The sequence below is a fragment of the Pseudomonas putida genome, assembly GCF_050990305.1.
Lineage (GTDB): Bacteria > Pseudomonadota > Gammaproteobacteria > Pseudomonadales > Pseudomonadaceae > Aquipseudomonas > Aquipseudomonas putida_AH.
This window is the reverse complement of sequence record NZ_CP158817.1, coordinates 3,320,016-3,346,243: the sequence shown is the minus strand read 5'-3', so window position 1 is coordinate 3,346,243 and position 26,228 is coordinate 3,320,016. Positions and strand designations below refer to the sequence as shown.

21 protein-coding genes are annotated in these 26,228 nt (G+C 60.0%); 10 read left to right on the top strand and 11 right to left on the bottom strand.

The window, feature by feature from the left end; genetic code table 11:
- Nucleotides 1-88 precede the first annotated feature (88 nt).
- The 9 genes from arnT to ABTV22_RS15020 all read right to left on the bottom strand — a co-directional run bounded on the left by arnT (nt 89) and on the right by ABTV22_RS15020 (nt 10,685).
- On the bottom strand, nt 89-1,810 hold the full coding sequence (gene arnT / locus ABTV22_RS15060; RefSeq protein ID WP_433735307.1) for a lipid IV(A) 4-amino-4-deoxy-L-arabinosyltransferase: 1,722 nt from the start codon (nt 1,808-1,810) through the stop codon (nt 89-91).
- A gap of 49 nt (nt 1,811-1,859) precedes the next feature.
- Nucleotides 1,860-2,405, bottom strand: coding sequence for a histidine phosphatase family protein (locus tag ABTV22_RS15055; protein ID WP_433741411.1), 546 nt, complete (start codon nt 2,403-2,405; stop codon nt 1,860-1,862).
- A 583-nt stretch (nt 2,406-2,988) separates the two neighbouring features.
- Complete coding sequence (locus ABTV22_RS15050; protein WP_433735306.1) at nt 2,989-3,534, bottom strand: PqiC family protein; 546 nt, start codon at nt 3,532-3,534, stop codon at nt 2,989-2,991.
- A gap of 17 nt (nt 3,535-3,551) precedes the next feature.
- On the bottom strand, nt 3,552-5,228 hold the full coding sequence (locus tag ABTV22_RS15045; protein ID WP_433735305.1) for an intermembrane transport protein PqiB: 1,677 nt from the start codon (nt 5,226-5,228) through the stop codon (nt 3,552-3,554).
- Nucleotides 5,209-5,865: a paraquat-inducible protein A gene (locus ABTV22_RS15040; protein ID WP_433735304.1), complete on the bottom strand. Its 657-nt coding sequence runs from the start codon at nt 5,863-5,865 to the stop codon at nt 5,209-5,211. Before ABTV22_RS15040 ends, ABTV22_RS15045 begins: the two co-directional genes overlap by 20 nt.
- Nucleotides 5,862-6,458, bottom strand: coding sequence for a paraquat-inducible protein A (locus tag ABTV22_RS15035; RefSeq protein ID WP_433735303.1), 597 nt, complete (start codon nt 6,456-6,458; stop codon nt 5,862-5,864). Before ABTV22_RS15035 ends, ABTV22_RS15040 begins: the two co-directional genes overlap by 4 nt.
- Before the next feature lie 327 nt (nt 6,459-6,785).
- Nucleotides 6,786-8,087, bottom strand: a complete 1,302-nt coding sequence (locus ABTV22_RS15030; RefSeq protein WP_433735302.1) for an NAD(P)/FAD-dependent oxidoreductase — start codon at nt 8,085-8,087, stop codon at nt 6,786-6,788.
- On the bottom strand, nt 8,084-9,172 hold the full coding sequence (locus ABTV22_RS15025) for a polyamine ABC transporter substrate-binding protein (protein WP_433735301.1): 1,089 nt from the start codon (nt 9,170-9,172) through the stop codon (nt 8,084-8,086). The genes ABTV22_RS15030 and ABTV22_RS15025 overlap by 4 nt, the downstream gene beginning before the upstream one ends.
- Before the next feature lie 154 nt (nt 9,173-9,326).
- Nucleotides 9,327-10,685, bottom strand: coding sequence for a glutamine synthetase family protein (locus ABTV22_RS15020; protein ID WP_433735300.1), 1,359 nt, complete (start codon nt 10,683-10,685; stop codon nt 9,327-9,329).
- A 162-nt stretch (nt 10,686-10,847) separates the two neighbouring features.
- On the opposite strand from ABTV22_RS15020, the gene ABTV22_RS15015 reads away from it, so the two are divergent.
- Nucleotides 10,848-11,777: a helix-turn-helix domain-containing protein gene (locus tag ABTV22_RS15015; RefSeq protein ID WP_433735299.1), complete on the top strand. Its 930-nt coding sequence runs from the start codon at nt 10,848-10,850 to the stop codon at nt 11,775-11,777.
- On the opposite strand, the gene ABTV22_RS15010 is transcribed toward ABTV22_RS15015, so the two are convergent.
- Nucleotides 11,774-12,367 (bottom strand): helix-turn-helix domain-containing protein, encoded by a 594-nt coding sequence (locus ABTV22_RS15010; RefSeq protein WP_433735298.1) that lies wholly within the window; start codon nt 12,365-12,367, stop codon nt 11,774-11,776. The two genes, ABTV22_RS15015 and ABTV22_RS15010, sit on opposite strands and share 4 nt — an antisense overlap.
- A 168-nt stretch (nt 12,368-12,535) precedes the next feature.
- A complete protein-coding gene (locus ABTV22_RS15005; protein WP_433735297.1) occupies nt 12,536-14,491 on the bottom strand; it encodes an FAD-dependent oxidoreductase in 1,956 nt (651 codons plus the stop codon).
- A 317-nt stretch (nt 14,492-14,808) separates the two neighbouring features.
- On the opposite strand from ABTV22_RS15005, the gene ABTV22_RS15000 reads away from it, so the two are divergent.
- The 9 genes from ABTV22_RS15000 to ABTV22_RS14960 all read left to right on the top strand — a co-directional run bounded on the left by ABTV22_RS15000 (nt 14,809) and on the right by ABTV22_RS14960 (nt 26,228).
- Entirely contained in the window at nt 14,809-15,852 is a 1,044-nt protein-coding gene (locus tag ABTV22_RS15000; RefSeq protein WP_433735296.1) for an ABC transporter substrate-binding protein, read from the top strand.
- Nucleotides 15,853-15,923: 71 nt separating this feature from the next.
- Nucleotides 15,924-16,706 carry a class II aldolase/adducin family protein gene (locus ABTV22_RS14995; RefSeq protein ID WP_433735295.1) on the top strand — a complete coding sequence of 261 codons (783 nt, stop codon included), beginning with the start codon at nt 15,924-15,926 and terminating at the stop codon, nt 16,704-16,706.
- 260 nt (nt 16,707-16,966) lie between these two features.
- Entirely contained in the window at nt 16,967-17,608 is a 642-nt protein-coding gene (locus tag ABTV22_RS14990) for a TetR family transcriptional regulator C-terminal domain-containing protein (RefSeq protein WP_433735294.1), read from the top strand.
- A gap of 114 nt (nt 17,609-17,722) precedes the next feature.
- Nucleotides 17,723-18,439 carry a response regulator gene (locus tag ABTV22_RS14985; protein ID WP_433735293.1) on the top strand — a complete coding sequence of 239 codons (717 nt, stop codon included), beginning with the start codon at nt 17,723-17,725 and terminating at the stop codon, nt 18,437-18,439.
- Nucleotides 18,440-18,458: 19 nt separating this feature from the next.
- Nucleotides 18,459-19,232, top strand: a complete 774-nt coding sequence (locus tag ABTV22_RS14980) for a substrate-binding periplasmic protein (RefSeq protein WP_433741410.1) — start codon at nt 18,459-18,461, stop codon at nt 19,230-19,232.
- Nucleotides 19,229-21,490: an ATP-binding protein gene (locus tag ABTV22_RS14975; protein ID WP_433735292.1), complete on the top strand. Its 2,262-nt coding sequence runs from the start codon at nt 19,229-19,231 to the stop codon at nt 21,488-21,490. Before ABTV22_RS14980 ends, ABTV22_RS14975 begins: the two co-directional genes overlap by 4 nt.
- Before the next feature lie 329 nt (nt 21,491-21,819).
- Nucleotides 21,820-23,232, top strand: coding sequence for an amino acid permease (locus ABTV22_RS14970; protein WP_433735291.1), 1,413 nt, complete (start codon nt 21,820-21,822; stop codon nt 23,230-23,232).
- A 998-nt stretch (nt 23,233-24,230) separates the two neighbouring features.
- On the top strand, nt 24,231-25,022 hold the full coding sequence (locus ABTV22_RS14965; RefSeq protein ID WP_433735290.1) for an enoyl-CoA hydratase/isomerase family protein: 792 nt from the start codon (nt 24,231-24,233) through the stop codon (nt 25,020-25,022).
- A gap of 45 nt (nt 25,023-25,067) precedes the next feature.
- Nucleotides 25,068-26,228, top strand: coding sequence for an acyl-CoA dehydrogenase family protein (locus ABTV22_RS14960; protein ID WP_096511643.1), 1,161 nt, complete (start codon nt 25,068-25,070; stop codon nt 26,226-26,228).

Below are 26,228 nucleotides of genomic sequence, written 5' to 3'. Positions count from 1 at the left end.
AGAAAAAAACGTCAAAAAAACAGTTAATTCCTGTCATTGAAAAAACCGGGGGGTTTGCTCAACCTCCCGGTTTTTTTTGAAAGGGCTTTCAGGGCTGGCTTTGCGGAAAAATCAGTACTTGCAGATTGCCGCGCTGATAACGTTTGCCGTCGATGGGCAGTAGCTCCACTTCCTGGAACTCGTCGGCACTGTTAACCCGCATGACGACGCCGACCGAGCCTTTTTTGCGCGCCTCGGCCATCCAGCTCCCGACCGTTTCCTTGGTCACCTTGCGCGATGCCATGGCCGGGTCTTCGAGCCCGTATTTGAGTTCGCCGATGATGTTGTAGAGATCCACTTGCGGCCGCCTTGTCAGCCAGGACAGCGCCGATGCGGCCCCCAGATCATTGCTCAGCAGCGATGTGGTCTGGTTCAACTCGTCCAGGTGCTCAGCGATGAAGCGGTCGGGCATTTTACTTGCGACAATCTGACTCGGCATGGCGGCGGGCAATAGCGCTACCAGCAACCCGATGCCAAGGGCGGGGGTGGCCCAAAGCTCCAGTGGCCGCAGAATTTGCAAAGCGTTGGCGATGATCCAGCCGACCAGCACGATTAAGGCTAGCGACAAGGTGAACATTTCGGTGTTTTCGTAAATCTCCCTGCGTGTTTGCAGATACAGCAAGGCAATCAGCGCGACGCTGGCGATCACCACGTTGAGCACGCCGTTGACACGAAACGTCCTGCTGCGCGCCTCGCTCAATAGCTGCGTTACGGTGTGCCCCATCAGCAACGCCAGGGGTAACAGGCAGGGCATGATGTATGTTGGCAACTTGCCACTGCTCAGACTGAAAACAATCAGGGGCAGCAGGAACCAGAGCAGCAGAAAGCCGAAGACCGGCAGACGCCTGTTTCGCCAGGACTGGATAAACGTCTTGGGTAGCAACGCCGCCCACGGCAGGCTGGAAACGACCAGCATCGGCAGGTAGAACCACCAGGGACGGGCATGTTGTGCATCGTCGGAGGCAAAGCGGCGTACGTGCTCATTCCAGAAGAAGAAATTCCAGAAGTCGGGCTCCTGTCGATGGATCGCCAGCGCCCAGGGCAGGCAGATCACGACCGCGACAGCCACCGCCAGCGGACCATGACGCAGCAACTCCTTGACGCGCCGCTGCCAAATCATAAAGGGCAGGGCGATCAAGGCGGGCAACAGCCAGGCGAGAAAGCCCTTGGTCATGAACCCCATGCCGCAGGCCACGCCCAGCAGGGCCCAGGCCAGCAGCCGTCCGCGGGTACTGCGACTGTCGAGGGCAAACCAGAGCGCGACCAAACTCAGGTTGACCCAAAACGTGAATTGCGGATCGAGGTTGGAATATCCGGCCTGACCGGCGATCAACCCAAAGCTCATGTAAAGCAACGCGCCGGCAAAGCTCTTGCGCGGATCATTCCAGAATCGGCGAGCAATCAGGTAAGCCAGACAGACACTGAGGCCGGTACTCAGTGCCGACGCAATGCGCACGCCGAACAGGTTGTCCCCGAACACGGCCTGACCCAGGGCAATCATCCAGTAACCGGCAATGGGTTTTTCGAAGTAACGAATGCCCATGAAGTGTGGCGAGATCCAGTTACCGCTCAGGAGCATTTCCTGACTTATTTGCGCATAACGGGTTTCGTCGGGGATCCACAGCCCATGACTCATGAGCGGCAAGAGGTAGAACGCAACAAATGCCGCCAAAAGGCCAAGCACGGCCCAGCGCTCTGCAACTGAAATTCGGTTTTGGGGGGCAGGGTTCAATGGGGTCACACAATCAGGCAGGGAGGTATTTGACGTCATGAGTCAGCCTTGGCTCAGAAGTAATGTCTTGATGGGGGTTCCAACGTTATTAGTTAGACAGCGTGCGCCAGTCTTCGGTATTCACAATGCCCAACACTTGAAGTTGTCCATTGTTATCAACATGAACAAACAGCGAACTGCCGTACTTACTTTTCGCTGCATGCCTGAAACCGCTCATGGCTTCGAAGTCTTTGATGCAACCGCTATGGGTTACCAGCACCAGATTTCGATGGACTCGCTTGTGCGCCACGATGTCGTTACGCCAAGTGGTGCCACAGTCAACCAGCCACTGTTGCGTTTGGGCATCTTTACCAAACATGTAACGCGCGGTTTGTGTGGTGCGGGTAAGCGGGCTGCTCAACACGTCGGCCTGTTCCATCCCCAGGCGTGTCAGGCCTTGACCGACGACCTGCGCGGCATCACTGCCCACTTTGGTAATGCCGTCTTCCGGCCCCAGGCATGGATTACTGGATTGGTCGCAACGCTCGGTATGGCGAACCAATACCACCATCTCGCCGGCATCCCACCCCTTTAGCATTTGAGCCTTGAGCGAGGGTTGAGCGTTAACCAGGCTGACGGGAGAGCGTGGCCACATTACAAAGCCTGTCACCAACGCCGTTACCGCCAGGGCGCCGAAAATGGGAATCAGCAACTTGAACAGTCGTGGCGCCTTGCCGAGGCCGGTTGATGAGTTAAACAAGGTTTCCACCCGCTGAAGCAAAGTTGTACTGATGGTTTTCAGTGCAACTAAATTGATTGCTGTATTGGCGGGCACACTAAAGTTGTGTGGATGTTGGCGGGGTGAAATCGATGTGAAAAAAGCGTAAGAGGCTTTTTGCCAGTTACTTAGTTGGTTATTGGTAATTCTTATCTTTTACTGTAATTCTCCCCCTGTAGGAGCAGAGCTTGCTCGCGATGACGATGGCACAACCAACATGGATGCCAGCGCTACCACTGCTATCGCGAGCAAGCTCTGCTCCTACAGGGGGAAGCATTTCAAATCGCGAAAACGCATGGGCAACGCGACCGTTCAGGGCAGGGCGCGTTATCGTTGACGACCATCGCGAGCACGCTCTGCGCCTACAGGGGAAGCATTTCAAATCGCGAAAACGCGTGGACAACGCGACCCTTCAGGCAGGTCGCGTTGTCGTTGGTGTCCATCGCAAGCAGGCTCGCTCTTACGAGGAGGGGCAAACCGACTGGGTGCTTGTGGCCGCCTTGCTGATCAGTGCGGCCAACTGTTTGACGTTGGTCTGCTGCGCCGCCACCAGTTCATCGATGGACGGTCCGGAGCGAGTCTGTAGTGTGCTGCGGCAAGACATTTTGACGCTTTCGTCGCTGCGCAGCCGCCATTTCACATCGATCAATCCGTACTGCCCGGGAATTGAATCGAAGCGCTGTACCTCAAGGCGTACAGAAACCTTGTGTTGCGGGTTGTTGTTGACCATCTGATCTTGCAGAGCACTGCGCAGTTCATCCACCAGGCTGGCCCCCCACCACTCGGTCTCGAGGATCGCCATGCCGGTATTACCCTGGCGCACGACAATCTGCGGGCGATCGACCTGGGGAGGAACCGTCAGCAGTTCGATGTGGATATCTGCCGTGCTCCTTGTACTGCCGCTCAACTGGGCCGGCGTCAGGGTATGAAATTGAATCGGATCGCTGCGGCATGCGGCGAGCAAAGACAGCGCAGCAATCAACGCAACTTTCAGCGATAAGGCCATGAGTGATGCTCCTGTGGTCATTTGCTTGGCGGCCCTTGCAGGTCCATGGGCGCGGCATTGTCTGGGCGACCGCGTATCAGGGATTCCGGATGGCGACCCAGATAGTCCGCGAGGTCACGCAGGGCGCGGGATGTGCGTCCCAACTCGTCGAGGGTCTGGCCCAGTTTTTCCCGTTGTGGCGAGTCGTCGGCCAGGGTCGACGTGGCCGATTGCAGCGTTGAATTGGCCGATTGCAGGGTCTTGCTGACGTCGGTCAGCGTGTTCTGCACACCCGGCAGGGTCTTGGCATTGAATTGCCCCAGGGTCTTGCGCATTTCGACGAGGTTGCCGTCCAGATTGCCGGCGATTCGTTCGATTGGCAGTTGGTTGATCTTGGTAACCATCGCTTCGAGTTTTTCCTGCAACTGTTCGAGGCTGCCGGGAACGGTCGGAATCATGACAGGCCGGGCGTTTGGATCGAACACGACCTTTTCCGCTTTCGGGAAGAAGTCCAGAGCGACATAGAGTTGACCGGTCAGCAGGTTGCCGGTGCGAGCCTGGGCGCGCAGGCCGTTTTCGATGAAGGAGCCTATGATCCGCACGGCAGCGGCTTCATCGCTAGGGTCATGCCTGAGCACTTCAAGCATCTTCACGTGTGCCTGTCCCAGGCGCTGCGGGTAGATCACGATACCGACGTTGACCGGAAAACTGCGTTTTTTCACATCGAAGTCGAGATTGACCGACACCACCTTGCCGATTTCCACGCCGAGGAACTCTACCGGCGCATCGACCTTCAGACCGCGCATTGCCTGTTCGAAGCGCAACGCCAGGTACTGAGGCTTGCCGTTGGGCGGGGCGAGGGCAGTTTGCTGATCTTCGAACAACTCAAAGGCATATTCTTCCGGTGCGGGCTTGTCGCCAGGGCTGAATTCAGGTGCGCGGAATGCGATGCCGCCGACCAGAATCGACGACAAGGACTCGGTCTTCACCGAAAAGCCATTGGCACCCACGTTCAAATCAACGCCGCTGGCATTCCAGAAACGGGTGTTCTCGGTGACATAGGCATCGTTGGGCGAGTGAACGAACAGATCGATGTTCACCCCTTTGCCGTCGGGGTCCAGGGCATAGGCGACCACTTGGCCCACGGGAATCTTGCGGTAGTAGACCGGCGACCCGATGTCCAGTGAACCCAGGTCCTGAGTGTGCAGGGTGAAACGCTTGCCTGGTTCGCCGTAGGTGATCGCCGGCGGGTTTTCCAGGCCCTTGAAGTTCTTCGCGCGACCATTGGCCTGCCCGGCATCGGCGCCGATGTAGTCGCCGGACAGCAGGGTGTCGATGCCCGATACGCCACCGGCACCAATACGCGGCCTGACGACCCAGAACTTGGAGTCTTCGCGGGTAAAGCTTTCAGCCTGTTTGGCCAGTTTGATGGTGGCGTTGACGCTTTTTTGGTCATCGCTCAGGTCCACTTCCGTGACTTGACCGATGACCACGCTGCGGTATTTGACCTCAGTCTTGTTGGCGACCAGGCCATCGCCGGTCTTGAAGTTGATGGTGATGGTCGGCCCTTCCTGCAGGAGGCTGTGGACCACCAGCGAAAGCCCCACCAGTACCGCGACGATCGGTACGATCCACACCAGAGAAACCCCAAAACGACGGGTCTTGACCGGGGCCTGCCCAGGAGCGTGCGGCCCGTTAGTGGTTGGTGACTGCATCCGTGACCTCCTCATTGTGTGGGGCGTTGCCTGCTCTATCCCAAATCAGGCGCGGGTCGAAACTCATCGCTGACAGCATGGTGAACACCACTACCAGACCAAAAAACAGAATGCCCGCCCGTGGCTCGATGTCGGCCAGAGCCTGAAATTTCACCAGCGAGGCCACCATGGCGACCACGACCACATCGAGCATCGACCAGTAGCCGATCACCTCGACGAAGCGGTATAGCTTGGAACGCTCCTTTTGCGCCCACAGACTGTCGCGCTGCACCGTGACCAAGAGCAGTGTGATCGCCACGAACTTGATGCCCGGCACGGCGATACTGGCAATAAAAATGATCAGGGCGATGTCCCAGGCACCGTGCTGCCAGAACTCCAGCACGCCGCTCATGATCGTGCTGTCGGCACCGTTGCCGAGCATCTTGGTGTTCATCACTGGCAGCAGATTGGCGGGAATGTAAAACACCAGGGCCGTGATCATGTACGCCCAGGTGCGCTTGAGCGAGTCAGTCTTGCGCCGATGCAGCGGGGCGCCGCAACGCTCGCATTCGTGGGGGGCATGGGTCATATCGCAGGCCAGCCCGCAGCTGTGGCACAGGCACAGGTTGAGGTCGTCGGCTACTGGAGGCGTTGTCATAGGATGTCCCATAGCTCACGGATATCGCGGCCGGCGATACGGATCATCATCAGGCTGAGCACGGCCAGGGCAAACAGGCCGATGCCGGGGAGCACATCGAGCAAGCCGGCCAGCTTGATCACTGCGACCATCGCGCCCAGCAGGCAGACTTCCAGCATGCTCCAGGGGCGCAGGGACTCCAGCCAGCGCATGCAGAACTTGAACCCTGGGCAGCGACGGTGGCCGAGGGCGAAGCCCAGGACCCAGATCAGCAGCATCAGTTGGAAAATCGGCGCGATGATCATGGCGATGGCCGCCACCAGCGCGATAAAGGTGATCGGCCCCAGGCTCAGGGCCAATACCGAGTCCCACAGCGTCGCGCTGTTTTTCAGGCCTTTGAGGCTGATGCTCATGACCGGATAGAAATTGGCGAAAATCCACAGCATCAGGGCCGTGAAGGTCAAGGCGAGTCGCTGTTCCACCGTCAGGCCGTTATAGCGCTGAAGCACGCCGCCACAGCGGATGCAAAAGGTTTTCTGGTGTTTGGAAAGCGTGGCTTTCTCGTACACACAATCACAGTGCTCGCAGATAATCAGTTGTTCACTCGTCGCCATAGGCAAAGCTCGACAGAAGGCAAGAATTGATGAGCACCCCCTCAATATAGAAGTGACTCGCAATTGAGCAAATCGAAACAGTGAACAAGCTATCTATCTGCGCAAGATGCTCTATGTAGGAGCTGCCGAAGGCTGCGATCTTTTGATTTTGCTTTTTAAGATCGCAGCCTTCGGCAGCTCCTACACAGGGTGACGGGCAGCCCAACACCCAGCGTTATCGTTCTTCGCGGGCAAGTCGCTCCTACAGCTGGTTGAATTGCGCACGACACCCATCATTGTAGGAGCGAAGCTTGCTCGCGAAGGCGGTAGTTCGGGCAACCAATAGCTTCAGCCTAGGACTTCGCGCAGGCGGTACCAGAGCATGCCCAGTGCCAGCAGTGGCGAACGCAGGGCGGGGCCGCCGGGGAAGGTCATGTGCGGTACGGCGCTGAACACGTCGAAGCCCCGGCTGTGTCCGGCATGGATCGCCTCGCCCAGCAGTTTGGCGCACCAATGCGTCACGTTCACGCCATGGCCGGAATAGCCCTGGGCGTAGAACACATTGGGGTGCTGGCTCAGGCGCCCGACCTGGGGGAAGCGATTGGCGGAGATGCCGATCTTGCCACCCCATTGATACTCGATGCGCGTGTTCGCCAGTTGCGGGAACACCTTGAGCATCTGCGGGCGCATGTAGGCCGCGATGTCCTTTGGGTCGCGCCCGGAATAATGACAGGCGCCGCCGAACAGCAGGCGACGGTCCGCCGAGAGCCGGTAGTAGTCCAGCCCGACTTTCTGGTCGCACAACGCCAGGTTACGCGGAATCAGCTGCGCCGCCTGTTCCTCAGACAAAGGCTCGGTGGCGATGATGTAGCTACCTGCCGGCAGGACCTTGCCGCTGAGTTTCGGCTCCAGCTCTTCCAGATGTGCATTGCAACCCAATACCAGGCTGCCGGCGCGCACCGTCCCCCCGGCGCAGCAAACTTGCACGGTGCTGCCATGGACGATTTCCAGTACCGGCGTTTGTTCGAAGATCCGCACGCCAAGGGACTGCGCGAGTTGAGCCTCGCCCAGCACCAGATTCAGCGGATGCAAGTGGCCTGAGCCCATGTCAATCAAGCCGCCGGCATAGACGCCCGCGTTGACCACCTGCTCGCGGATCTGTCCGGGTTCGACCAGGCGGATTTCATGGGCGTACCCCGATTCTTTCAGGTCTGCGTGTTCAGCCTTGAGTCCGGCGAACTGCGCCTTGGTGTTGGCCAGTTCGCAAAAACCCCAGCGTAGGTCGCAATCAATGCCGTGCTCACGGATTCGGCGGCCCACCAACTCCACCGATTCAATGCCGGCACGCTCCATATAAGCCACGCCTTCGGCGCCGACATACTGGGCAAACCCGCTGACGTCATGGCCGATGCCGCGAATCAATTGCCCGCCGTTGCGCCCGCTGGCGCCCCAGCCAATTCGTCGTGCTTCCAACAGAACCACTGAAAGTCCGCGCTGGGCCAGTTCGATGGCCGTGTTGACGCCAGTAAAACCGCCGCCAATCACGCAGACATCGGCCACCAGGTCTTCGTCCAGCTTGGGCAAGGGCGCCAGGCTATGCGCTGACGCGGCGTAGTAAGAGTGGGTGTGTTCCTGGGTGTACTGGTTCATTGGTTGGACTTCACTTTGCTCCAGGACCGGGTCATCAGGCGCATGATCGACTGCGGCGGCGTGGTCGAGATGTACAACTTGTCGAGGACTTCCTGGGACGGGTAAACCTCGGGGTTGTTGACCAATTCGGCGTCCATGTACTGCTTGGCGGCCGGATTGGGGTTGGCGTAGCCGACCGAAGCGCTGACCTTGGCGATCACTTGCGGGTCAAGCAGGTTATTGATGAACGCATGGGCTTCTTTCGGGTTGCCGGCATCGGCGGGAATCGCCAGCAGGTCGAACCACAGGTTGCCGCCTTCCTTGGGGATGGCGTAGGCGATGTTTACGTTGTTTTTGGCTTCTTTGGCGCGGTTGGCGGCCTGGAACACGTCGCCGGAGTAACCGAAGGCAACGCAGATGTCGCCGTTGGCCAGGTCCGACACGTATTTGGATGAGTGGAAGTAGGTGACGTATGGGCGGATGCTCAGCAGCTTGGCTTCGGCCTTTTTGAAGTCTTCGGGGTTCTCGCTGCGTGGGTCCATGCCCATGTAGTTGAGCACCGCCGGGAACACCTCATCCGCCGAGTCCATCATCGAGACGCCGCATTGGCTGAGTTTCTTGATGTTTTCCGGTTCGAATAACACGGCCCAAGAGTCGATGTGGTCGATGCCCAGCACCTGCTTGACCTTGTCGACGTTGTAACCGATGCCGTTTGTGCCCCACAGGTACGGCACCGAATGCTCGTTGCCCGGATCGTTCTTCTCCAGCAGGGCAAGCAGTTTCGGGTCGAGGTTCTTGAAGTTCGGCAACTCGGAGCGGTCCAGCTTGAGGAAAGCACCGGCCTTCACCTGCCGCGCCAGGAAATGGTTGGACGGCACGACCACGTCATACCCGGTGCGCCCGGCGAGCAGCTTGCCTTCCAGGGTTTCGTTGGAATCGAAGACGTCGTAGATCACCTTGATCCCGGTCTTGGCCTGGAAGTCGGCGAGGGTGGTTTCGCCGATGTAATCGGTCCAGTTGTAGACGCTGACTTGTGGCTGAGCCTGGACAACGGCGCTGCACAATACGGTGAGTGCGAGCGGGACAACGGATTTCAATAGACGCATGTCGACACCTCTTGTTGGAGTTATTGGATTTTTCAGGTGTTTCTTTGGTGTTCTGGCTACCGCTTTCGCGAGCAGGCTCGCTCCCACAGGGGAATGCATTTCAAATGTGGGAGCGAGCCTGCTCGCGAAGAGGCCATCAAGGGCGGCGCAAGTCTCAGACGCTCAGCAACAGGAACTCGCGTTCCCAGGAGCTGATCACGCGCTTGAAGTTTTCGTGCTCGGCGCGTTTGACCGCGACGTAACCGCGCACGAATTTGCTGCCCAGGTAACGGCCGATGGCATCGCATTCTTCCATCTGCGTCAGGGCGTCTTCGATGGTGATCGGCAGGCGCAGGTTGCGCCTTTCATAGGCGCGGCCTTCGACCGCAGCGCTTGGCTCGATGGCTTCGACCATGCCGATGTAGCCACACAGCAGGCTGGCGGCGATGGCCAGGTACGGGTTGGCGTCGGCCCCCGGCAAACGGTTTTCCACGCGCATCGCCTCAGCGCTTGAGGTCGGTACGCGCAGGCCGACGGTGCGGTTTTCTTCGCCCCATTCAACGTTGACCGGTGCCGAGGTGTCCGGCAGGAAGCGGCGGAACGAGTTGACGTTGGGCGCGAACATCGGCAGCACTTTAGGGATGTACTTCTGCAGACCGCCGATGTGCTGGCGGAACAGGTCGCTCATTTGCCCGTTGTCATCGGCGAAGATCGGCTTACCGGTGGCGATGTCCACCACGCTCTGGTGAATGTGCATGGCGCTGCCAGGCTCGTCGCCAATCGGCTTGGCCATGAAGGTCGCGGTGACGTTGTGCTTGAGCGCGGCCTCACGCAGGGTGCGCTTGAACACGGTGATCTGGTCCGCCAGGTCCAGGGCATCGCCGTGACGGAAGTTGATTTCCATCTGCGCCGGGCCGTCTTCGTGGATCAGCGTGTCGAGGTCCAGGCCTTGCAGTTCGCACCAATCGTAGACGTCTTCGAACAGCGGATCGAATTCGTTGGCCGCATCGATGGAGAACGACTGGCGACCACTTTCGGCACGGCCCGAACGACCCAGCGGCGCCTTGAGCGGCAAGTCCGGGTCTTCGCAACGTTGGGTCAGGTAGAACTCCATTTCTGGCGCGACAATTGGCTTCCAGCCCTTGTCGGTGTACAGCTGCAGGACTTTTTTCAGCACGTTGCGCGGCGACAGTTCAATGGGGTTGCCGAACTTGTCGAAGGTGTCGTGAATCACGATGGCGGTCGGCTCGATGGCCCAAGGCACCACGTACACCGCATCGGCGTCCGGCTTGCAGACCATATCGATATCAGCCGGGTCCAGCAGGTCGTAGTAAATGTCGTCGTCGACAAAGTCCCCGGTTACCGTTTGCAACAGCACACTTTCCGGCAGGCGCATGCCTCGCTCATGCAGGAACTTGTTGGTGGGTGCGATTTTGCCGCGTGCAATGCCAGTCAGGTCACTGACGACGCACTCGACTTCGGTAATCTTGTGATCTTTCAGCCACGTGAACAGCTGATCGAAAGGGACATTCATAAAAACCTCGTTATTGGTTTGGGTAACGCGGGGGAAGGCCGTTTTCATCTGCGGGAGACTTCCCCTGTGGCGCGTTGACGACTATCTTGGGCGAGCCTTGCGGTTCCATCTATCCACTTTAAGCAACACAAAGCGCACCAAAAGAGTGCGCAAGGTCAGCCCATGACAGCGTGTAGCCCGTTACAAGTTCAAGCCTTCAATACCGCCGATGTCGCCGAGCAAATCCGCGCCACACCGGGCTGGGTCCAGCATTACCAACAGATGTCGCCGGGCCATTTCGCAGGCTTGGTGCGTTATCTGGACTTGCAGGGCGTGGAGATCTACGAGGAGTCGATGAACACTCGGGTCGAGCAGAATTTCAGCGCGCCCCAGGGGTCGCTGGCGTTCTGTTTCGACCGCAGCGACAACGCGCTGTATATGCTTAATGGCGAGAGCCGCAACATCTGGATCACCCCGGAGAACTACCAGGAAATCGCCGTGGTGTTTGGTCCGGAGTTCGTGCAACGCCACGCGCTGGATGTCGCCAGGCTGGAAGGGCTGTTCTTGGCGCCGCTCAATTCGCAGCAGAATGGCTTATTCAGTCGCTGGCTCAGCGGCACCCTGACGCGGCTGTCACAAACCTTCGACCCGCCAAGCAGGGAAGCCCTCACGGAGCAGTTGCTGGACGACTGCCTGTTCATCCTCGACAACGCCTGCGTCTGTCTCGATCAAGGCGCATTGCAGCGTCGGGCCGGGGAGCGAGCGATCATGAAGCGGGTAGGGGAATGGGCGGCAGACACGCCGGAGGAACACCTCAACCTGCTGGAGTTGTCCCAGGTCGCCGGGGTTTCATTGCGCCAGTTGCAGCATGCGTTCAAGACCTATACCGGCATGGCACCGACCCAATGGCTGCGCTTGCGCCGACTCAATAGTGCACGCCGCGAATTGCTCAGCAGCACGCCGATGCAAACCACCGTCGCCGAAGTGGCGATGCACTGGTCGTTCTGGCATTTGGGACGGTTTTCCAGCAGCTACCGTGCGCTGTTCAAGGAATTGCCGAGCGACACCCTCAAGCGTATGAGTGCCGTTCAACCGGGACGCGCACGGCGTTAGAACGTTGGGGGAGTGATCACCCAGATCACCACCGCGTCCACCTCGCCGGGGTTGCCGTAACGGTGTGGTTCCTGGCTGGAGAAGCTGAAGCTGTCGCCCTCGTTGAGCTGGAAATAGCGCTCGCCGACCCACAACTCGAAAGTGCCTGACAGCAGATACCCGGCTTCTTCGCCTTCGTGGCTGTAGCTTTGCTGGCTGTAGGTGCCTGGTGGGAAGCGCGAATGGAGCATTTCCAGTTGCTGACTGGGCTGTGGGGTCAGCAACTGATCGACGATACCGTCCTCGTAATGCACGCTCAGGCGACTGTTCTTGCGCACCACCACGCCGTCGTCATCGGGGTTGGTGTTGGCCTCACTGGCGAAGAACCATTGGATGGTCACACCCAGGCTGCGGGCGATGTTGAACAGCGCCGGGATCGAGGGGTAGGCGAGGTTGCGTTCCAGTTGGCTGATGTAGCCGGCGGTGAGTTCACTCTGTTGCGCCAGTTCCGCCAGGGTCATGCCCCGGCGTTTGCGCAGGCCGCGAATGCGAGTGCCGAGAAAGTGCTGTTCGGCGGTGCCGGTGGCCGGTTGTGTCGTGTTGGTGCTCATGGTCAATTCCGAACCGGGGGGAGTGGCACAAATCCCTTGTAGGAGCGAGCATGCTCGCGATGGCGGCGCATCAGTCAACGGAGATGTCGAATGCGAGTCCGTCATCGCGAGCATGCTCGCTCCTACAGGGGCGGTGTTAGCCGTTAGGGTCCCGGAGTATAAACAGCCTCAAAGCTGCCACGCGACTTTCAGCCCCTCATAAATCGCTTCTTCGGCGGTGCGCGGCGCCAGGCAGTCGCCGATACGCCGAAATTCCACCAGGCCTCGCAGTTCCTCACCGAGGGTATCCACCGGCTGATGTCCCTGGCACAACACCAGCGTGTCGATGTTTTCCAGCAGCATCGGTTCACCGCTGGCGGTGTGTTGCAGGTAAACGGTGTTGTCGTCGCAGCCATACAGCCGTGCATACGGGGTGATCGGTACACCCAGTTTGTGCAACTCGCCGGCCAGGTGGTCGCGCACGTACAACGGCAGGTTTTCCCCGCAGTGGGTGCCGTTGACCGCCAGTTGCACTTGGTTCCCGGCGCGGGTCAGGCGTTCGGCGATGCCGGGGCCGATCCAGTCGCAACGCCAATCGACCACCACCACCGAGCGACCGATCTGCACCTCATCGCGCAGCACCTGCCAGGCATCTACCACCTGCAATTGGCCGCCGCGCTCGAAGGGCGGCCAGTAAGGTTCGGCGCCGGTAGCAACGATCACCATGTCCGGTTTTTCCTGTTCTACCAAGGCGCGGTCGACCCGGGTGTTGCGCACCACGCGCACCCCGGCCAGTTCCATTTCCCGTTGCAGGTTGGTAATGGCGCCGCCGAACTCGCTGCGCCGTGGCAGCAATTGCGCCAACTGCACCTGCCCGCCAAGTTGCGAGCTGGCTTCGTACAGCGTCACCTCATGCCCGCGCTGGGCGGCAACGGCGGCGGCTTTCATCCCGGCGGGACCACCGCCGGCGATCATGATGCGTTTGCGGTTCTTTGCTGTTTGTCGTTGGCCAAAAATCAATTCACGACCGGTTTCCGGGTGCTGGATGCAGGAAATCGGCAGGCCTTTATGGAAGTGCCCGATGCATGCCTGGTTGCAAGCGATGCAGGCGCGCACGTCTTCGACGTGGCCGCTGTCGGTCTTGTTGGGCATTTGCGGGTCGCAGATCAGTGCGCGGGTCATGCCGCAGACATCGGCCTGGCCTCGGGCGATCATCAGTTCGGCTTCCTGAGGCTGGTTGATGCGCCCAGTGACGAACAACGGAATGTTCAAACTCGCCTTGAACGTACCGCCTTCCTTGGCCAGGTACGCCGCTTCGATGGCCATCGGCGGCACGATGTGCACCGCGCCACCCAGCGAAGCCGAGGTGCCGGCAACAATGTGCACGTAATCCAGTTGCGCCTGCAGCGATTGCACGGCGGCCAGGGATTCGTCTTCAGTCAGGCCTTCGGGGTCGCGCTCGTCGGCGGAAATGCGCAGACCGACGATGAAGTCTTCGTCGGTACTGGCGCGTATCGCCGCGATCACTTCACGCAGGAAGCGCAGGCGCTGTTCCAGTTCACCGCTGTAGCCATCGGTGCGGCGGTTGACCCGTGGGTTAATGAATTGCGCTGGCAGATAGCCGTGACTGGCCACCACTTCCACGCCGTCGATCCCCGCCTGGTGCAAACGCCGGGCCGCAGCGGCATAACCAGCGACAATTTCGTCGATCATCCCTTGATCCAGCGCCCGAGGCATCACCCGAAAACGTTCGTTGGGCACGGCTGATGCGGAGTAAGCCACGGCCAGCAAACCGTCGCTGGACTCCATGATTTCCCGCCCCGGGTGAAACACCTGGGACAGCACCACGGTGCCGTGGGCATGGCAGGTTTCAGCGATTTTCCGGTAGCCGTCGATGCAGGCGTCGTCGGTGGCCATCAGCACGTGAGAGGTGTAGCGCGCGCTGTCGTGCACGCCGGCCACTTGCAGCACAATCAGCCCGGCACCGCCTTCGGCACGCGCTCGGTGATAGGCGATCAACTGCTCATTGACCAGGTTGTCGGTGGGCATCGAGGTGTCGTGACCGCTGGACATGATGCGGTTTTTCAGGCGCTTGCCACGGATCTGCAAGGGTTCGAACAGGTGCGCGAAGGCGGGTGTCGACATGGTGCGGCTACTCCAGCGGGCTGACCTGTGTAGGAGCGAGCAAGCTCGCGATGGAGGTCCGGGTAGCGCGGGGAATCAGGCGGTCCGCGTTTTCGTTAACGTCCATCGCGAGCTTGCTCGCTCCTACAGAGGTCACAGGTTTTCGGTGTTGTTATTATTGGCCTATAGAAATTTACCGGCAGTAAAAAATCAACTTGTTTTTTTACTGCGGCTTGCAGTAGCTTCGTTTCGAGCCCGCTCCTGGGGTCGCACCTCACCAACAATAAAAAAGGGCCATACCGACCAACGTCGGACGGCACCTGCACGAGGATCCACTGATGAAATTGCTCAAGTACGGTTTCTATCCCCTGGCGTTGACCCTGGCCATGGGGCTTGGCAGCGCACAAGCCGCATCGGACATGGTGGTGGTCGGTTACGGCGGCGCCGGCCAAAAAGCCCAGGACGTGGCGTTCTTCCAGCCTTTCAGCGCAGTGGATCAAAGCAAGGTGATCCAGAGCGAATACAACGGCGAAATGGCGAAAATCAAAGTCATGGTCGACACCGGCAATGTCGATTGGGATGTGGTGCAGATCGAAGGCCCGGACCTGATGCGCGGGTGCGAGGAGGGCATGTACGAACGATTGGACTGGACCCGTCTGGGCCACGCCGATCAGTTAATCCCCGAGGCCGCCCAGGAATGCGGGTCCGCCGCGCTGGTGTGGAGCGTAGCGATTGCCTATGACACCGACAAACTGGCCCAGGCCCCGACCTCGTGGGCCGATTTCTGGGACGTGCAGAAAACCCCTGGTAAACGTGGACTGCGCAAACGTGCGGTGTACAACCTGGAGTTCGCCTTGCTGGCGGACGGGGTGAAGGTCGAAGACGTCTACAAAGTGCTCAATACCCCGAAAGGCGTGGACCGGGCGTTTGCCAAGCTCGATCAACTCAAGCCGTACATCCAGTGGTGGGAAGCCGGCGCGCAACCGCCGCAATGGCTGGCCGCTGGCGACGTGGTGATGACCTCGACCTACAGCGGCCGCATTGCATCGGCGGCGCAAAACGGCAGCCATTTGGGCCTGGTGTGGCCTGGCAGTCTGTACGGCATGGATTACTGGGCGATCATCAAGGGCTCCAAACACGTCGACCAGGCCAAGCGTTTCATCGCCTTCGCCAACCAGCCGCAGGCCCAGGTCAACTACGTGAAACAGATCCCTTACGGCCCGACCAACACCCAGGCCGCCGCGCAACTGGACGACAAACTGGCCCAGTGGGTGCCGACCGCGCCGCAGAACCTCAAGGGCGCGCTGTCGATGGACGTCGGTTTCTGGGTTGACCATGGCGAGGAGCTGGAGGAACGTTTCAACGCCTGGGCCAGTAAATAACCGCTTGCGGCTGGACGCTCAGGGGCGTCCAGCCGTACTGTCTGTCCAGCCGATCTGCCTGGAGAACAACGATGAATGACCTGACTGCCGTACCTGCGCGCAGCACCACCGAACAACGTCTGCGTGAAGAACTGGCGGCCTGTTATCGCCTGATTGCCCACTTCCGTATGACCGACCTGATCTTCACCCACATCTCGGTACGCCTGCCGGGGCCGGAGCACCATTTCCTGATCAACCCGTACGGGCTGATGTTCGATGAGATCACGGCCTCCAATTTGGTGAAAATCGACCTGAATGGGCAGGCGGTCGAGCCATCGCCGTACCCGGTCAACCCTGCCGGTTTTGTCATCCACAGTGCGATTCACGCCGCCCGCGAAGACGCGCAGTGCGTGCTGCACACCCACACCAAATCCGGCTGCGCGGTGGCTGCATTGAAGTGTGGATTGCTGCCAGTGAACCAGATTTCCATGGAGTTCTACGGCAAGGTTGCCTATCACGACTACGAAGGCGTGGCGCTGGACATGAGCGAACAGCAACGCCTGGTGGCGGACATGGGTGACAAGCCGGTCCTGATGCTGCGCAACCATGGCTTGTTGACTGTCGGCGAAACCGTCAGCCAAGCTTTTTTGCGCATGTATTACCTGGAGAAGGCCTGTGAGATTCAGCTGGCGGCGCAAGCCGCTGGCGAACTGGTGTTGCCGTCGGCCGAGGTGTGCGAACACACCGAGCGCCAGTTCAATGACCCGGGACGGCCACTGGAGGAGGGCGAGCTGACCGACCCGGATGCCATGCAATTGGCGTGGGCGGCGTTGTTGCGGATGCTCGATCGCGTAGCGCCGGGGTATCGGGATTGAACCTGACTCTGTGTTGTATGGGCTGACGCCATCGCGGGCAAGCCTCGCTCCTACGGGTTTCGGTCGTTCGCGAAAACGGAGTGCGACTCGAACCCGTAGGAGCGAGGCTTGCCCGCGATGGCGGTGTGTCAGCCAATGAAGATGCCGAAGCTGCCGCCGCATCGCGAGCCGGCTCGCTCCTACAGGGTTTCTTGCTGTACAGTCGTTCAACTCGCCTGCAAGACGCGGGCCCCTACGATTGAACCCAGGAGCGTGTCGCCATGAATCAGGAAGCCCGTTTTTCCCGCATGGAACCGGAGTTGCGCAAGGCCAATCTGATCGAGGCAACGCTGGTGTGCCTCAAGCGCCACGGTTTCCAGGGCGCTTCGATCCGCAAGATTTCCGCCGAGGCCGGCGTGTCGGTAGGGCTGATCAGCCATCACTACTCCGGCAAGGACGAACTGGTGGCCGAGGCTTACATGGCGATCACCGGGCGCGTCATGACCCTGTTGCGAGAGGCCATGGAGCAGGCGGCACCCAATGCCCGCGAGCGCTTGTCGGCGTTTTTCCGGGGGTCGTTCTCCGCCGAAATGCTTGACCCGCAACTGATCGACGCCTGGCTGGCATTCTGGGGCGCGGTGAAAACCGCCGAGGCGATCAACCAGGCGCACGATCACTCCTATGGCGAGTACCGTTCCATCCTGGGCAAGGTGCTGATGGAGCTGGCCGTGGAGGAGGGTTGGGAACACTTCGACGCCGACCTCGCGGCGATCAGCCTGAGTGCCTTGCTCGATGGTTTGTGGCTGGAGTTGGGTTTGAACCCCGGCACCTTCACCCCGGAGCAGGGCATTCAGATTTGCGAAGCCTGGGTCGACGGATTGCAGGCCGGCGGGCGCCAGCGTTTTTGTGCAAAGACAAGCTGAATGCAGACGAGCAGCTGTTGATCGATCGTTCAGCTGTAGATACTCTCTGGCGCAAATGTAACAAAACACTCTAATAAGAAACACGCCTTCGGGCTCGTGCAGGAACATCAAGTAATGACGCCTCGGGTACTGATCGTCGATGACGATCCGCTGATTCGCGAACTGCTGCAGGCCTATCTTTCCCAGGACGGCTACGACGTTCATTGCGCCGCCACGGCGGAACAGGCGGAAACCTTTCTGGCGAGCCAGACCGTGGACCTGGTCATGCTCGATATCCGCCTGCCGGGCAAGGACGGTCTGACCTTGACCCGTGAACTGCGAGTGCGTTCGGAAGTCGGGATCATCCTGATCACTGGGCGCAACGATGAAATCGATCGCATCGTCGGCCTTGAATGCGGCGCCGATGACTACGTAATCAAACCGCTCAATCCACGGGAACTGGTGTCGCGTGCGAAAAACCTGATTCGCCGGGTGCGCCACGCGCAAACGCCGCAGCCGGTGGCAACGGTTTCCAAACCCGTCAAGCAATTCGCCGATTGGGCGCTGGACACCGACCGCCGACGCCTGATCGATCCGTCCGGTAGTGAAACCCTGTTGACCCACGGCGAATATCAGCTGCTCAGCGTATTCCTGCGCAACAGCGGCCACACCCTCAGTCGCGATCAACTGATGGACCAGATCCGCAACCGCGAATGGGTGCCCAACGACCGTTCCATCGATGTGCTGGTGGGGCGCTTGCGTCGTAAGTTGCACGACGATCCCGCCGAACCGCAATTGATCATCACCATTCACGGCGCCGGTTACCTGTTCACTGCCAGCCTGGCGGCGTGATGGCCGCATGTTGATGGTCCTGGCGCGGTTGCTCGGGTTGATGCTGATGCTGGTGACGGGGCACGCGCTGGCGGCCGATAAGGTCCGTTATTGCGATTACCCGGTCTACCCGCCGATTTCCTGGAGCGACGGTAAACAGGTCCGCGGACTGGCCCCCAGCGTGGTGAAGCAGCTCTTCGGGAAATTGGGCTACGACGTCGACGTCGTGGTGCTGGGTAACTGGAAGCGTTGCTTGCTGGACGCCGCCGAAGGCCGGGTCGACGTGGTGCTGGCCTACAGCACTGCGCAACGGGAACAGAGCATGCTGTTTTCCACGGTGCCGGTGCTGCGCGAGGAGGTGGCATTGTTCATCAATCGCCAGCACCCGGTGAAGTTCGAGCGGCTGCAAGATCTGGCCAACTACCGTGGCGGCCTGTTGTTTGGTGAAAGCTACGGCGTGGAATTCGATCGCATGGTCGCGCAACACCACAACATCGAATGGGTGGCCAGCAGCCGCCAGAACTTCGGCAAGCTGATCCGCGGGCGCATCGACTTCATCACTCAGGAGCGCCGCACCGGGGAACTGTACGTGCAAAATTTGCCGGGCGCGCAAGACATCGTCGCGTTGCCCAATGCCCTGAGCGTCGACTATCTGCGGGTCGCCGTTTCACGCCGCTCACCTTTGGCCAATCGTATGCCGGATATCAACGCACAGTTACAGCGCATGGTGGAGGCTGGCGACATAGAGCGCCTGCTCAATGAAAGCGAAGTCATCTACCGCGACATGATCAACCTGCCGGCGAACGCGCCATGATCGGCGCCCGTCCCGGTGGTTTGTTGCGGCGCCTGCTGCTGTTCATCCTGTTGTTCAGCCTGTGTTTCACCGTGCTCGCCAGTAGCGTGCAGCTTTACATCGAATACCGCCGGGAAATGCGCGAGATCGACGCACGCATGGAGCTGATTCGCGCCGGCTATCTGGCGAGCCTGGAACGCAGCTTGTGGGACCTGAACCAGGAGCAGTTGAACGTGCAGATGCGCGGCCTGGTGGATTTTTCCGACGTGGCACGGGTGCACCTGATCAGCCCCGATTACGATTTGGTGCAAGGCAACCCGGACCCGGTCGGTCCGTTGCGTATCGAGCGTTTTGCCCTGGACTATCAACCGCCCTCCGGTCCGTTGCGGCAACTGGGTGAGCTGGAAGTCAGCACCGACCTGGGCGCGGTGTATCGACGGCTGTACGCCAGCGGGTTGACCAGTTTGTTGTGGATGGGCGCGTTTCTCTGCGGTTTGGCCGTCGCCCTGTCCGGGTTGTTTTATCGCTTGGTCACTCGGCACCTGCAAGTGATGGCCGAGTTTGCCAGGCGCATCGCTGCGGGTGAATGGCACGATCCGCTGCGCCTGCACAAGCGGCGCAGCGGACAAAAAGATGAAATCGATACCGTGGCCGACGCACTGGACGACATGCGCCGGGCGATCCTCAGTGACATCGACCGCCGGGAGACTGACCGCCTGGCCTTGCAAGACAACCGCGATGAATTGCTGCGAATGGTGGAGCGGCGCACCGCCAGCCTGATGCGCGCCAAGGACGAAGCAGAGGCGGCCAACCTGGCCAAGTCGCGGTTTCTGGCGACCATGAGCCATGAACTGCGCACACCGCTTAACGGCATTCTCGGCATGGCCGAGTTATTGCGCGGCGCCAGCCTGAACCCGCAGGACAGCAAACGCCTGGATGCCTTGCACAAGGCCGGGGAAGGCTTGCTGAGCATCCTTAATGAAGTGCTGTTTTTCGCCAAGCTGGAGGAGGGCGCAAGCCTGCCTGAGCCGGTGGATTTCTCGCTGCGCCAATTGCTCGACGAAGTGCTGACCCTGCTGGAACCCAAGGCACTGAGCAACGACACGATCCTGCTGTGCCGGGTCGATCAGCAGGTAGCGCAACATCATCACGGCGCCGAGCAATTCTTGCGGCAGGTGCTGAGCAATCTGCTGGCCAATGCGATCAAGTTCACCGAAGACGGTGAGGTCAGTGTTGAAGTGACGCTGCTCGCGCAACCCGAACAGCAGCGCGGGCAACGCTTGCGGATCAGCGTCACGGACAACGGCATCGGCATTGCCCCGGCGATGCAGGCGAAGATTTTCGAGCGTTTCACCCAGGCCAGCGAGGAAGTGGCGCAGCGCTTTGGTGGTACCGGGCTGGGACTGGCGATCTGCAAACACTTGGTGGAATACATGGGTGGCAGCATCGGTGTCAGCAGCGAAGTCGGACGCGGCAGTTGTTTCTGGTTCGAGTTGACGTTGCAGCCGGGCAGCGCGTTGGCCGATACGACACCCGCCCAAACGGCGGGCCCGGCACTGGATATTCTGGTGGTCGAAGATGTGGCACTCAATCGCGAAGTCGCAGAAGGTTTGTTGCAACGGTATGGGCATCGGGTATGGCTGGCCGTCGATGCGGAGCAGGCATTGCTGCAATGTGCTGCGCAAGCGTTCGATCTGATTCTGCTGGATGTGCACTTGCCGGGCATGAGTGGCGTCGAGTTGTGCGCCCGGATTCGCCTTACTGAAGGGCCGAATCGCCGGACGCGGATCTTCGCCCTGACCGCCAGCGTGCAACCTGCGCTGGTGCGTGGTTACCTGGAGGCGGGCATGGACGGCATTCTGGCCAAACCATTGAAGCTGGAAAATCTGCGCCAGGTGTTGCAAGGGCAAGTGGTTGTACAAGAGCCGCTGATGGCCGACGAAGCCATGGACTGGCCATTGCTGCAGACCCATCGCAGCCTGCTCGGCGAGCAAAAGGTCCAAGGCTTGCTGGCGGTGCTGCGCGAGACGATTGTTCAGCATCGCGTAGCGCTGAATGAAGCGATCGGGGCCGACGATTGCACCGAGGTCACGCAATTGGCGCATCGCTTGGCGGGTAGCTGTGATTCATTGGGGTTTCGTGGCCTGGCCTCGGTACTGCGTCAGCTGGAAACAGCGGCGCTGGTCACCGATGAATCGGCGATTCGTGGGTTGGCGCCGACCGTTCAGGCGCAAATGCAGCGGGCGCTGCAGATACTCGAGTACCTCCTGAGAGCGTAATACCGCATTCCCTGTAGGAGCGAGCATGCTCGCGATAGCGGTGGGTCAGTCGACATCAATGTTGAGTGTTAAACCGCCATCGCGAGCATGCTCGCTCCTACAGGGAATGCGTTTGTGGTGTAGATATACAAGGTTGTTACGACTTTTTACATCTTTGATCTTTACGTACAACAGGGCTTTACATGGCTTTCCAATAATCGACGCAACCGCCGCAACGCGGTCTTCGAAGCTTATTGGAGATAATAATAATGAACCGCCGTAAAGCTCCTTCCCTGCGCAATGACGTCCTGTCCTGCGCCACGCACCTCATCGAATGCTGAGGTGTCGACATGAACGAAAACACTGATCGCAAAGGCATCCAGCTGACCCGCGCCCTGAAAAGCCGGCACATCTTCATGCTGTCCCTGGGCGGCGTCATTGGCACCGGGCTGTTCATGGGCTCGGGTGTGACCATCAACCAGGGCGGCCCGGTGGGCGCCATCCTGGCTTACTTGGTCGCCGGTTTCCTGATGTACCTGGTGATGGTCTGCCTGGGCGAACTGTCGGTACAGATGCCGGTGTCCGGCTCGTTCCAGACTCACGCCACAAAATTCATCGGCCCGGCCACCGGCTTCATGATCGGCTGGGTGTACTGGATGAGCTGGGCCACCACGGTCGGCCTGGAATTCACCGCCGCCGGGATGCTGATGACCCGCTGGTTCCCGGCGGTGCCGATTTGGTACTGGTCAGCATTGTTCGTGGTGGTGCTGTTCGGCATCAACGCTCTGGCGACCCGCGCCTTCGGTGAGGCGGAGTACTGGTTCTCGGGGATCAAGGTGGCGGCGATTCTCGGCTTTATCGTGGTCGGCGTGCTGGTGATCTTTGGCGTGATGCCGCTGACCAGTGGGGCGCCTGCGCCAATGGCGAGCAACCTGATCGGCGATTCGTTGTTCCCCAACGGCCTGTCAGCGGTGTTCGCGGTGATGATGACCGTGGTCTATGCCTTCCAGGGTTGCGAGATCATGGGCGTGGCCGCCGGCGAAACCGACCAGCCGGAAAAAAGCATCCCACGCGCAGTGCGTAACGTGGTGTTCCGTGTGCTGATTTTCTATGTGCTGGCGATTGTCGTGCTCTCGGCCATTGTGCCGTGGCAGCAGGCTGGGCTGATGGAAAGCCCATTCGTGCAGGTGTTCGACATGGTGGGCATTCCCTATGCCGCCGACCTGATGAACTTCGTGATCCTCACGGCGATTTTGTCGGTGGGCAACTCCGGTCTGTATGCCTCGACCCGCATCCTGTGGGCGATGTCGAAAACCGGCATGGCGCCCAAAAGCCTGTCGCCGTTGAGCAAGCGTGGGGTGCCATTGCGTGCCCTGAGCATCACCCTGTGCTTCGCCCTGGTGTCGCTGATGACCAGTTTCGTCGCCGCCGACACCTTGTTCATGGTGCTGATGGCGGTGAGCGGTATGTCTGGCACGGTGACCTGGATTGTCATCGCCCTGGCGCAATACAAATTCCGCAAGGCCTACCTGCGCGATGGCGGCAAACTCAGCGACCTGAAATACCGCGCGCCGTGGTTCCCGGTGCTGCCGCTGATGTGCATCACCCTGTGCTGCTCGCTCTTCGTGTTCCTGGCACTGGATGAGACCCAACGGCCGTCGCTGTATTGGGGCTTTGGCTTCATTGCGCTGTGCTATGGCGCGTACTTCCTGTTCCATCGCAAGCGTGAAGCGGTGCTGGCGCCGAGCCTGCCGAGCGCCTGATCCCAGCAACACACCTCCTCGTAGGAGCCGGCTTGCTGGCGATAGCGGTGTATCGGTCAGCAGAGATGTTGCATGTGATGCCGCCATAGCCAGCAAACCCACTCCCACAGTTGTTTCTTGAACCCCGCCCCCCGTAGGAGCCGGCTTGCTGGCGATAGCGATGTATCAGCCAGCAGAGATGCTGCATGTGACACCGCCATCACCAGCAAGCTAGTTCCCACAGTTGTTTCGTGAACCCCGCCCCCCGTAGGAGCCGGCTTGCTGGCGATAGCGGTGTATCAGCCAGCAGAGATGCTGCATGTGACACCGCCATCACCAGCAAGCTAGTTCCCACAGTTGTTTCGTGAACCCCGATCCCCGTAGGAGCCGGCTTGCTGGCGATAGCGGTGTATCAGTCAGCAGAGATGTTGCATGTGACACCGCCATCACCAGCAAGCTAGTTCCCACGGTTGTTTCGTGAACCCCCGATCCCCGTAGGAGCCGGCTTGCTGGCGATAGCGGTGTATCAGTCAGCAGAGATGTTGCATGTGAAACCGCCATCACCAGCAAGCTAGTTCCCACGGTTGTTTCGTGAACCCCCGATCCCCGTAGGAGCCGGCTTGCTGGCGATAGCGATGTATCAGCCAGCAGAGATGTCGCATGTGACACCGCCATCGCCAACAAGCTCGCTCCCACGGTTGTTTCGTGAACCCCCGATCCCCGTAGGAGCCGGCTTGCTGGCGATAGCGATGTATCAGCCAGCAGAGATGTTGCATGTGATGCCGCCATCGCCAGCAAGCCGGCTCCTACGGGTGTGTGTAGGCAGTTGTTCGAAGTTGTAACAGAGCCCACGGCCAAAGATCTCGATCTCATAAAAACACCATATAAAACAACTAGATAGTAAATTTAAGAGCCTGTTACAGCCTATTTCTCCACCAATTGCCGCCTTACTGAACACTCGTTTAGTATGGCCTCAAGTCGCAACACCTCAGACCAATCACAATAATTCGAGGACTCGCATGACTACTCACGATTCGCTGCTCAGTCAGGTCGAAGCAGGCGTTGCCTGGATCACCCTCAATCGCACCGCCCAGCGCAACGCGCTGGATATCCCGACGCTGAAAAAAATCCACCAACTGCTCGACGCGTTCAACGCCGATCCGGCGGTTCGCGTCGTGGTGCTGACCGGCAGTGGCCGCAGTTTCTGCGCCGGTGCCGACCTCGCCGAATGGGCCGAAGCCGAAGCCCGTGGCGCGCTGGAAACCTACGGCTGGACCGAAACCGCTCATGCCCTGATGACCCGTCTGCACAGCCTGGAAAAACCGACCATCGCCGCCATCAACGGCACCGCCGTCGGTGCGGGAATGGACCTGACCCTGTGCTGCGATTTGCGTATCGCCGCGCAATCGGCACGCTTCAAGGCCGGCTACACCAGCATGGCCTACTCGCCGGACGCCGGCGCCAGCTGGCACCTGCCACGCCTGATCGGTACCGAGCAGGCCAAACGCCTGTTGTTCCTCGACGAATTGTGGGGCGCCGACCGTGCCCTGGCCGCTGGCCTGGTGGGCGAAGTCTGCGCCGATGATCAACTGCTGACCGTCACCAACGAGCTCGCCGCACGCCTGGCTGCCGGCCCGACCTTTGCCTTTGCCCAAACCAAAAAACTCATGCGCGAAGGCGCCGACCGCAGCCTGCCCGAGCAACTGCAAGCGGAACTCGCCGCCGGCCTGCTTTGCGGTCGCAGCGAAGACGGCAACGAAGCCTTGCGCGCCGCCATGGAAAAACGCGCGCCACGCTTTGTCGGTCGTTAAGCCCCGGCACAACCCTCTATCAGCACACGAACAACAGGTAGCACCATGAATTTCCAACTGACCCAAGAACAAGAAATGTTGGTGGACGCGGTACGCAGTTTCGTCGAAAAGGAACTGCTGCCCTATGAAGACCAGGTCGACCGCGCCGACGAAGTCTCCCCGGAACTGGCAGCGCAGATTCGCGGCAAGGCCATCGCCGCCGGTTTCTATGCTTTCAACATGCCGGAAGAGGTCGGCGGTGGTGGCTTGGACTACCTGTCCCAGGCGCTGATTGAGCGTGAGCTGTCTAAAGTCTCCTGGGCGCTGCACGTGTTCGTCGCACGGCCGTCGAAAATCCTCATGGCCTGCAAAGGCGAGCAGATCAATGACTACCTGCTGCCGTGCATCCAGGGCGAGAAGATCGACTGCTTCGCCCTCACCGAGCCGGGCGCCGGTTCCGACGCCAACGCGATCAAGACCCGCGCTGTACGTGATGGCGATGACTTCATCCTCAATGGCAGCAAGCACTTCATCAGCCACGCCGGCCACGCCGATTTCGCCATCGTCTTCGCCGTCACCGACACCTACGAGCACAACGGCAAGAAGCGCAACGCCGTGACCTCGTTCCTGGTGGATCGCAATACCCCTGGCATGACCATTCGCCGTGGCCCGAAGTGCGTGAGCAACCGTGGCTACCACACCTTCGAAATGTTCTTCGACGACTGCCGCGTGCCGGCCTCCAAAGTGCTGGGGGAAGTCGGCAAGGGCTGGGACGTGGCCAACGCCTGGCTAACCGCAGGCCGAGTGATGGTCGCCGCCAACTGCGTCGGCCAGGCGCAGCGGGCATTGGACGTTTCGCTGCAATGGGCGGCGGATCGCAAGCAATTCGGCCAGCCAATCGGTACCTACCAGGGCGTGTCGTTCAAGCTGGCGGACATGGCCACGCAAATCCGCGCCGCTGAACTGCTGACCCTGCACACTGCCTGGAAGATGGACCAAGGCACCATGACCGATGGCGAGGCCGGCATGGCCAAGCTGTTCGCCAGTGAAGTGCTGGGCCGCGCAGCCGATGAGGCGGTGCAGATTTTTGGCGGCATGGGCCTGATGGACGAAGGTCCGGTGGAACGCATCTGGCGCAACGCGCGGATCGAACGGATCTGGGAAGGCACCTCGGAAATCCAGCGCCACATCATTTCCCGCGAACTGCTGCGGCCGCTGCTGCGCTGA

Excerpts from the sequence above, each read along its gene's own strand:
- arnT (WP_433735307.1), bottom strand. The coding sequence starts at position 1,810 with ATGACGTCAAATACCTCCCTGCCTGATTGTGTGACCCCATTGAACCCT.
- ABTV22_RS15055 (WP_433741411.1), bottom strand. The coding sequence starts at position 2,405 with ATGTGGCCACGCTCTCCCGTCAGCCTGGTTAACGCTCAACCCTCGCTC.
- ABTV22_RS15050 (WP_433735306.1), bottom strand. The coding sequence starts at position 3,534 with ATGGCCTTATCGCTGAAAGTTGCGTTGATTGCTGCGCTGTCTTTGCTC.
- ABTV22_RS15045 (WP_433735305.1), bottom strand. The coding sequence starts at position 5,228 with ATGCAGTCACCAACCACTAACGGGCCGCACGCTCCTGGGCAGGCCCCG.
- ABTV22_RS15040 (WP_433735304.1), bottom strand. The coding sequence starts at position 5,865 with ATGACAACGCCTCCAGTAGCCGACGACCTCAACCTGTGCCTGTGCCAC.
- ABTV22_RS15035 (WP_433735303.1), bottom strand. The coding sequence starts at position 6,458 with ATGGCGACGAGTGAACAACTGATTATCTGCGAGCACTGTGATTGTGTG.
- ABTV22_RS15030 (WP_433735302.1), bottom strand. The coding sequence starts at position 8,087 with ATGAACCAGTACACCCAGGAACACACCCACTCTTACTACGCCGCGTCA.
- ABTV22_RS15025 (WP_433735301.1), bottom strand. The coding sequence starts at position 9,172 with ATGCGTCTATTGAAATCCGTTGTCCCGCTCGCACTCACCGTATTGTGC.
- ABTV22_RS15020 (WP_433735300.1), bottom strand. The coding sequence starts at position 10,685 with ATGAATGTCCCTTTCGATCAGCTGTTCACGTGGCTGAAAGATCACAAG.
- ABTV22_RS15015 (WP_433735299.1), top strand. The coding sequence starts at position 10,848 with ATGACAGCGTGTAGCCCGTTACAAGTTCAAGCCTTCAATACCGCCGAT.
- ABTV22_RS15010 (WP_433735298.1), bottom strand. The coding sequence starts at position 12,367 with ATGAGCACCAACACGACACAACCGGCCACCGGCACCGCCGAACAGCAC.
- ABTV22_RS15005 (WP_433735297.1), bottom strand. The coding sequence starts at position 14,491 with ATGTCGACACCCGCCTTCGCGCACCTGTTCGAACCCTTGCAGATCCGT.
- ABTV22_RS15000 (WP_433735296.1), top strand. The coding sequence starts at position 14,809 with ATGAAATTGCTCAAGTACGGTTTCTATCCCCTGGCGTTGACCCTGGCC.
- ABTV22_RS14995 (WP_433735295.1), top strand. The coding sequence starts at position 15,924 with ATGAATGACCTGACTGCCGTACCTGCGCGCAGCACCACCGAACAACGT.
- ABTV22_RS14990 (WP_433735294.1), top strand. The coding sequence starts at position 16,967 with ATGAATCAGGAAGCCCGTTTTTCCCGCATGGAACCGGAGTTGCGCAAG.
- ABTV22_RS14985 (WP_433735293.1), top strand. The coding sequence starts at position 17,723 with ATGACGCCTCGGGTACTGATCGTCGATGACGATCCGCTGATTCGCGAA.
- ABTV22_RS14975 (WP_433735292.1), top strand. The coding sequence starts at position 19,229 with ATGATCGGCGCCCGTCCCGGTGGTTTGTTGCGGCGCCTGCTGCTGTTC.
- ABTV22_RS14970 (WP_433735291.1), top strand. The coding sequence starts at position 21,820 with ATGAACGAAAACACTGATCGCAAAGGCATCCAGCTGACCCGCGCCCTG.
- ABTV22_RS14965 (WP_433735290.1), top strand. The coding sequence starts at position 24,231 with ATGACTACTCACGATTCGCTGCTCAGTCAGGTCGAAGCAGGCGTTGCC.
- ABTV22_RS14960 (WP_096511643.1), top strand. The coding sequence starts at position 25,068 with ATGAATTTCCAACTGACCCAAGAACAAGAAATGTTGGTGGACGCGGTA.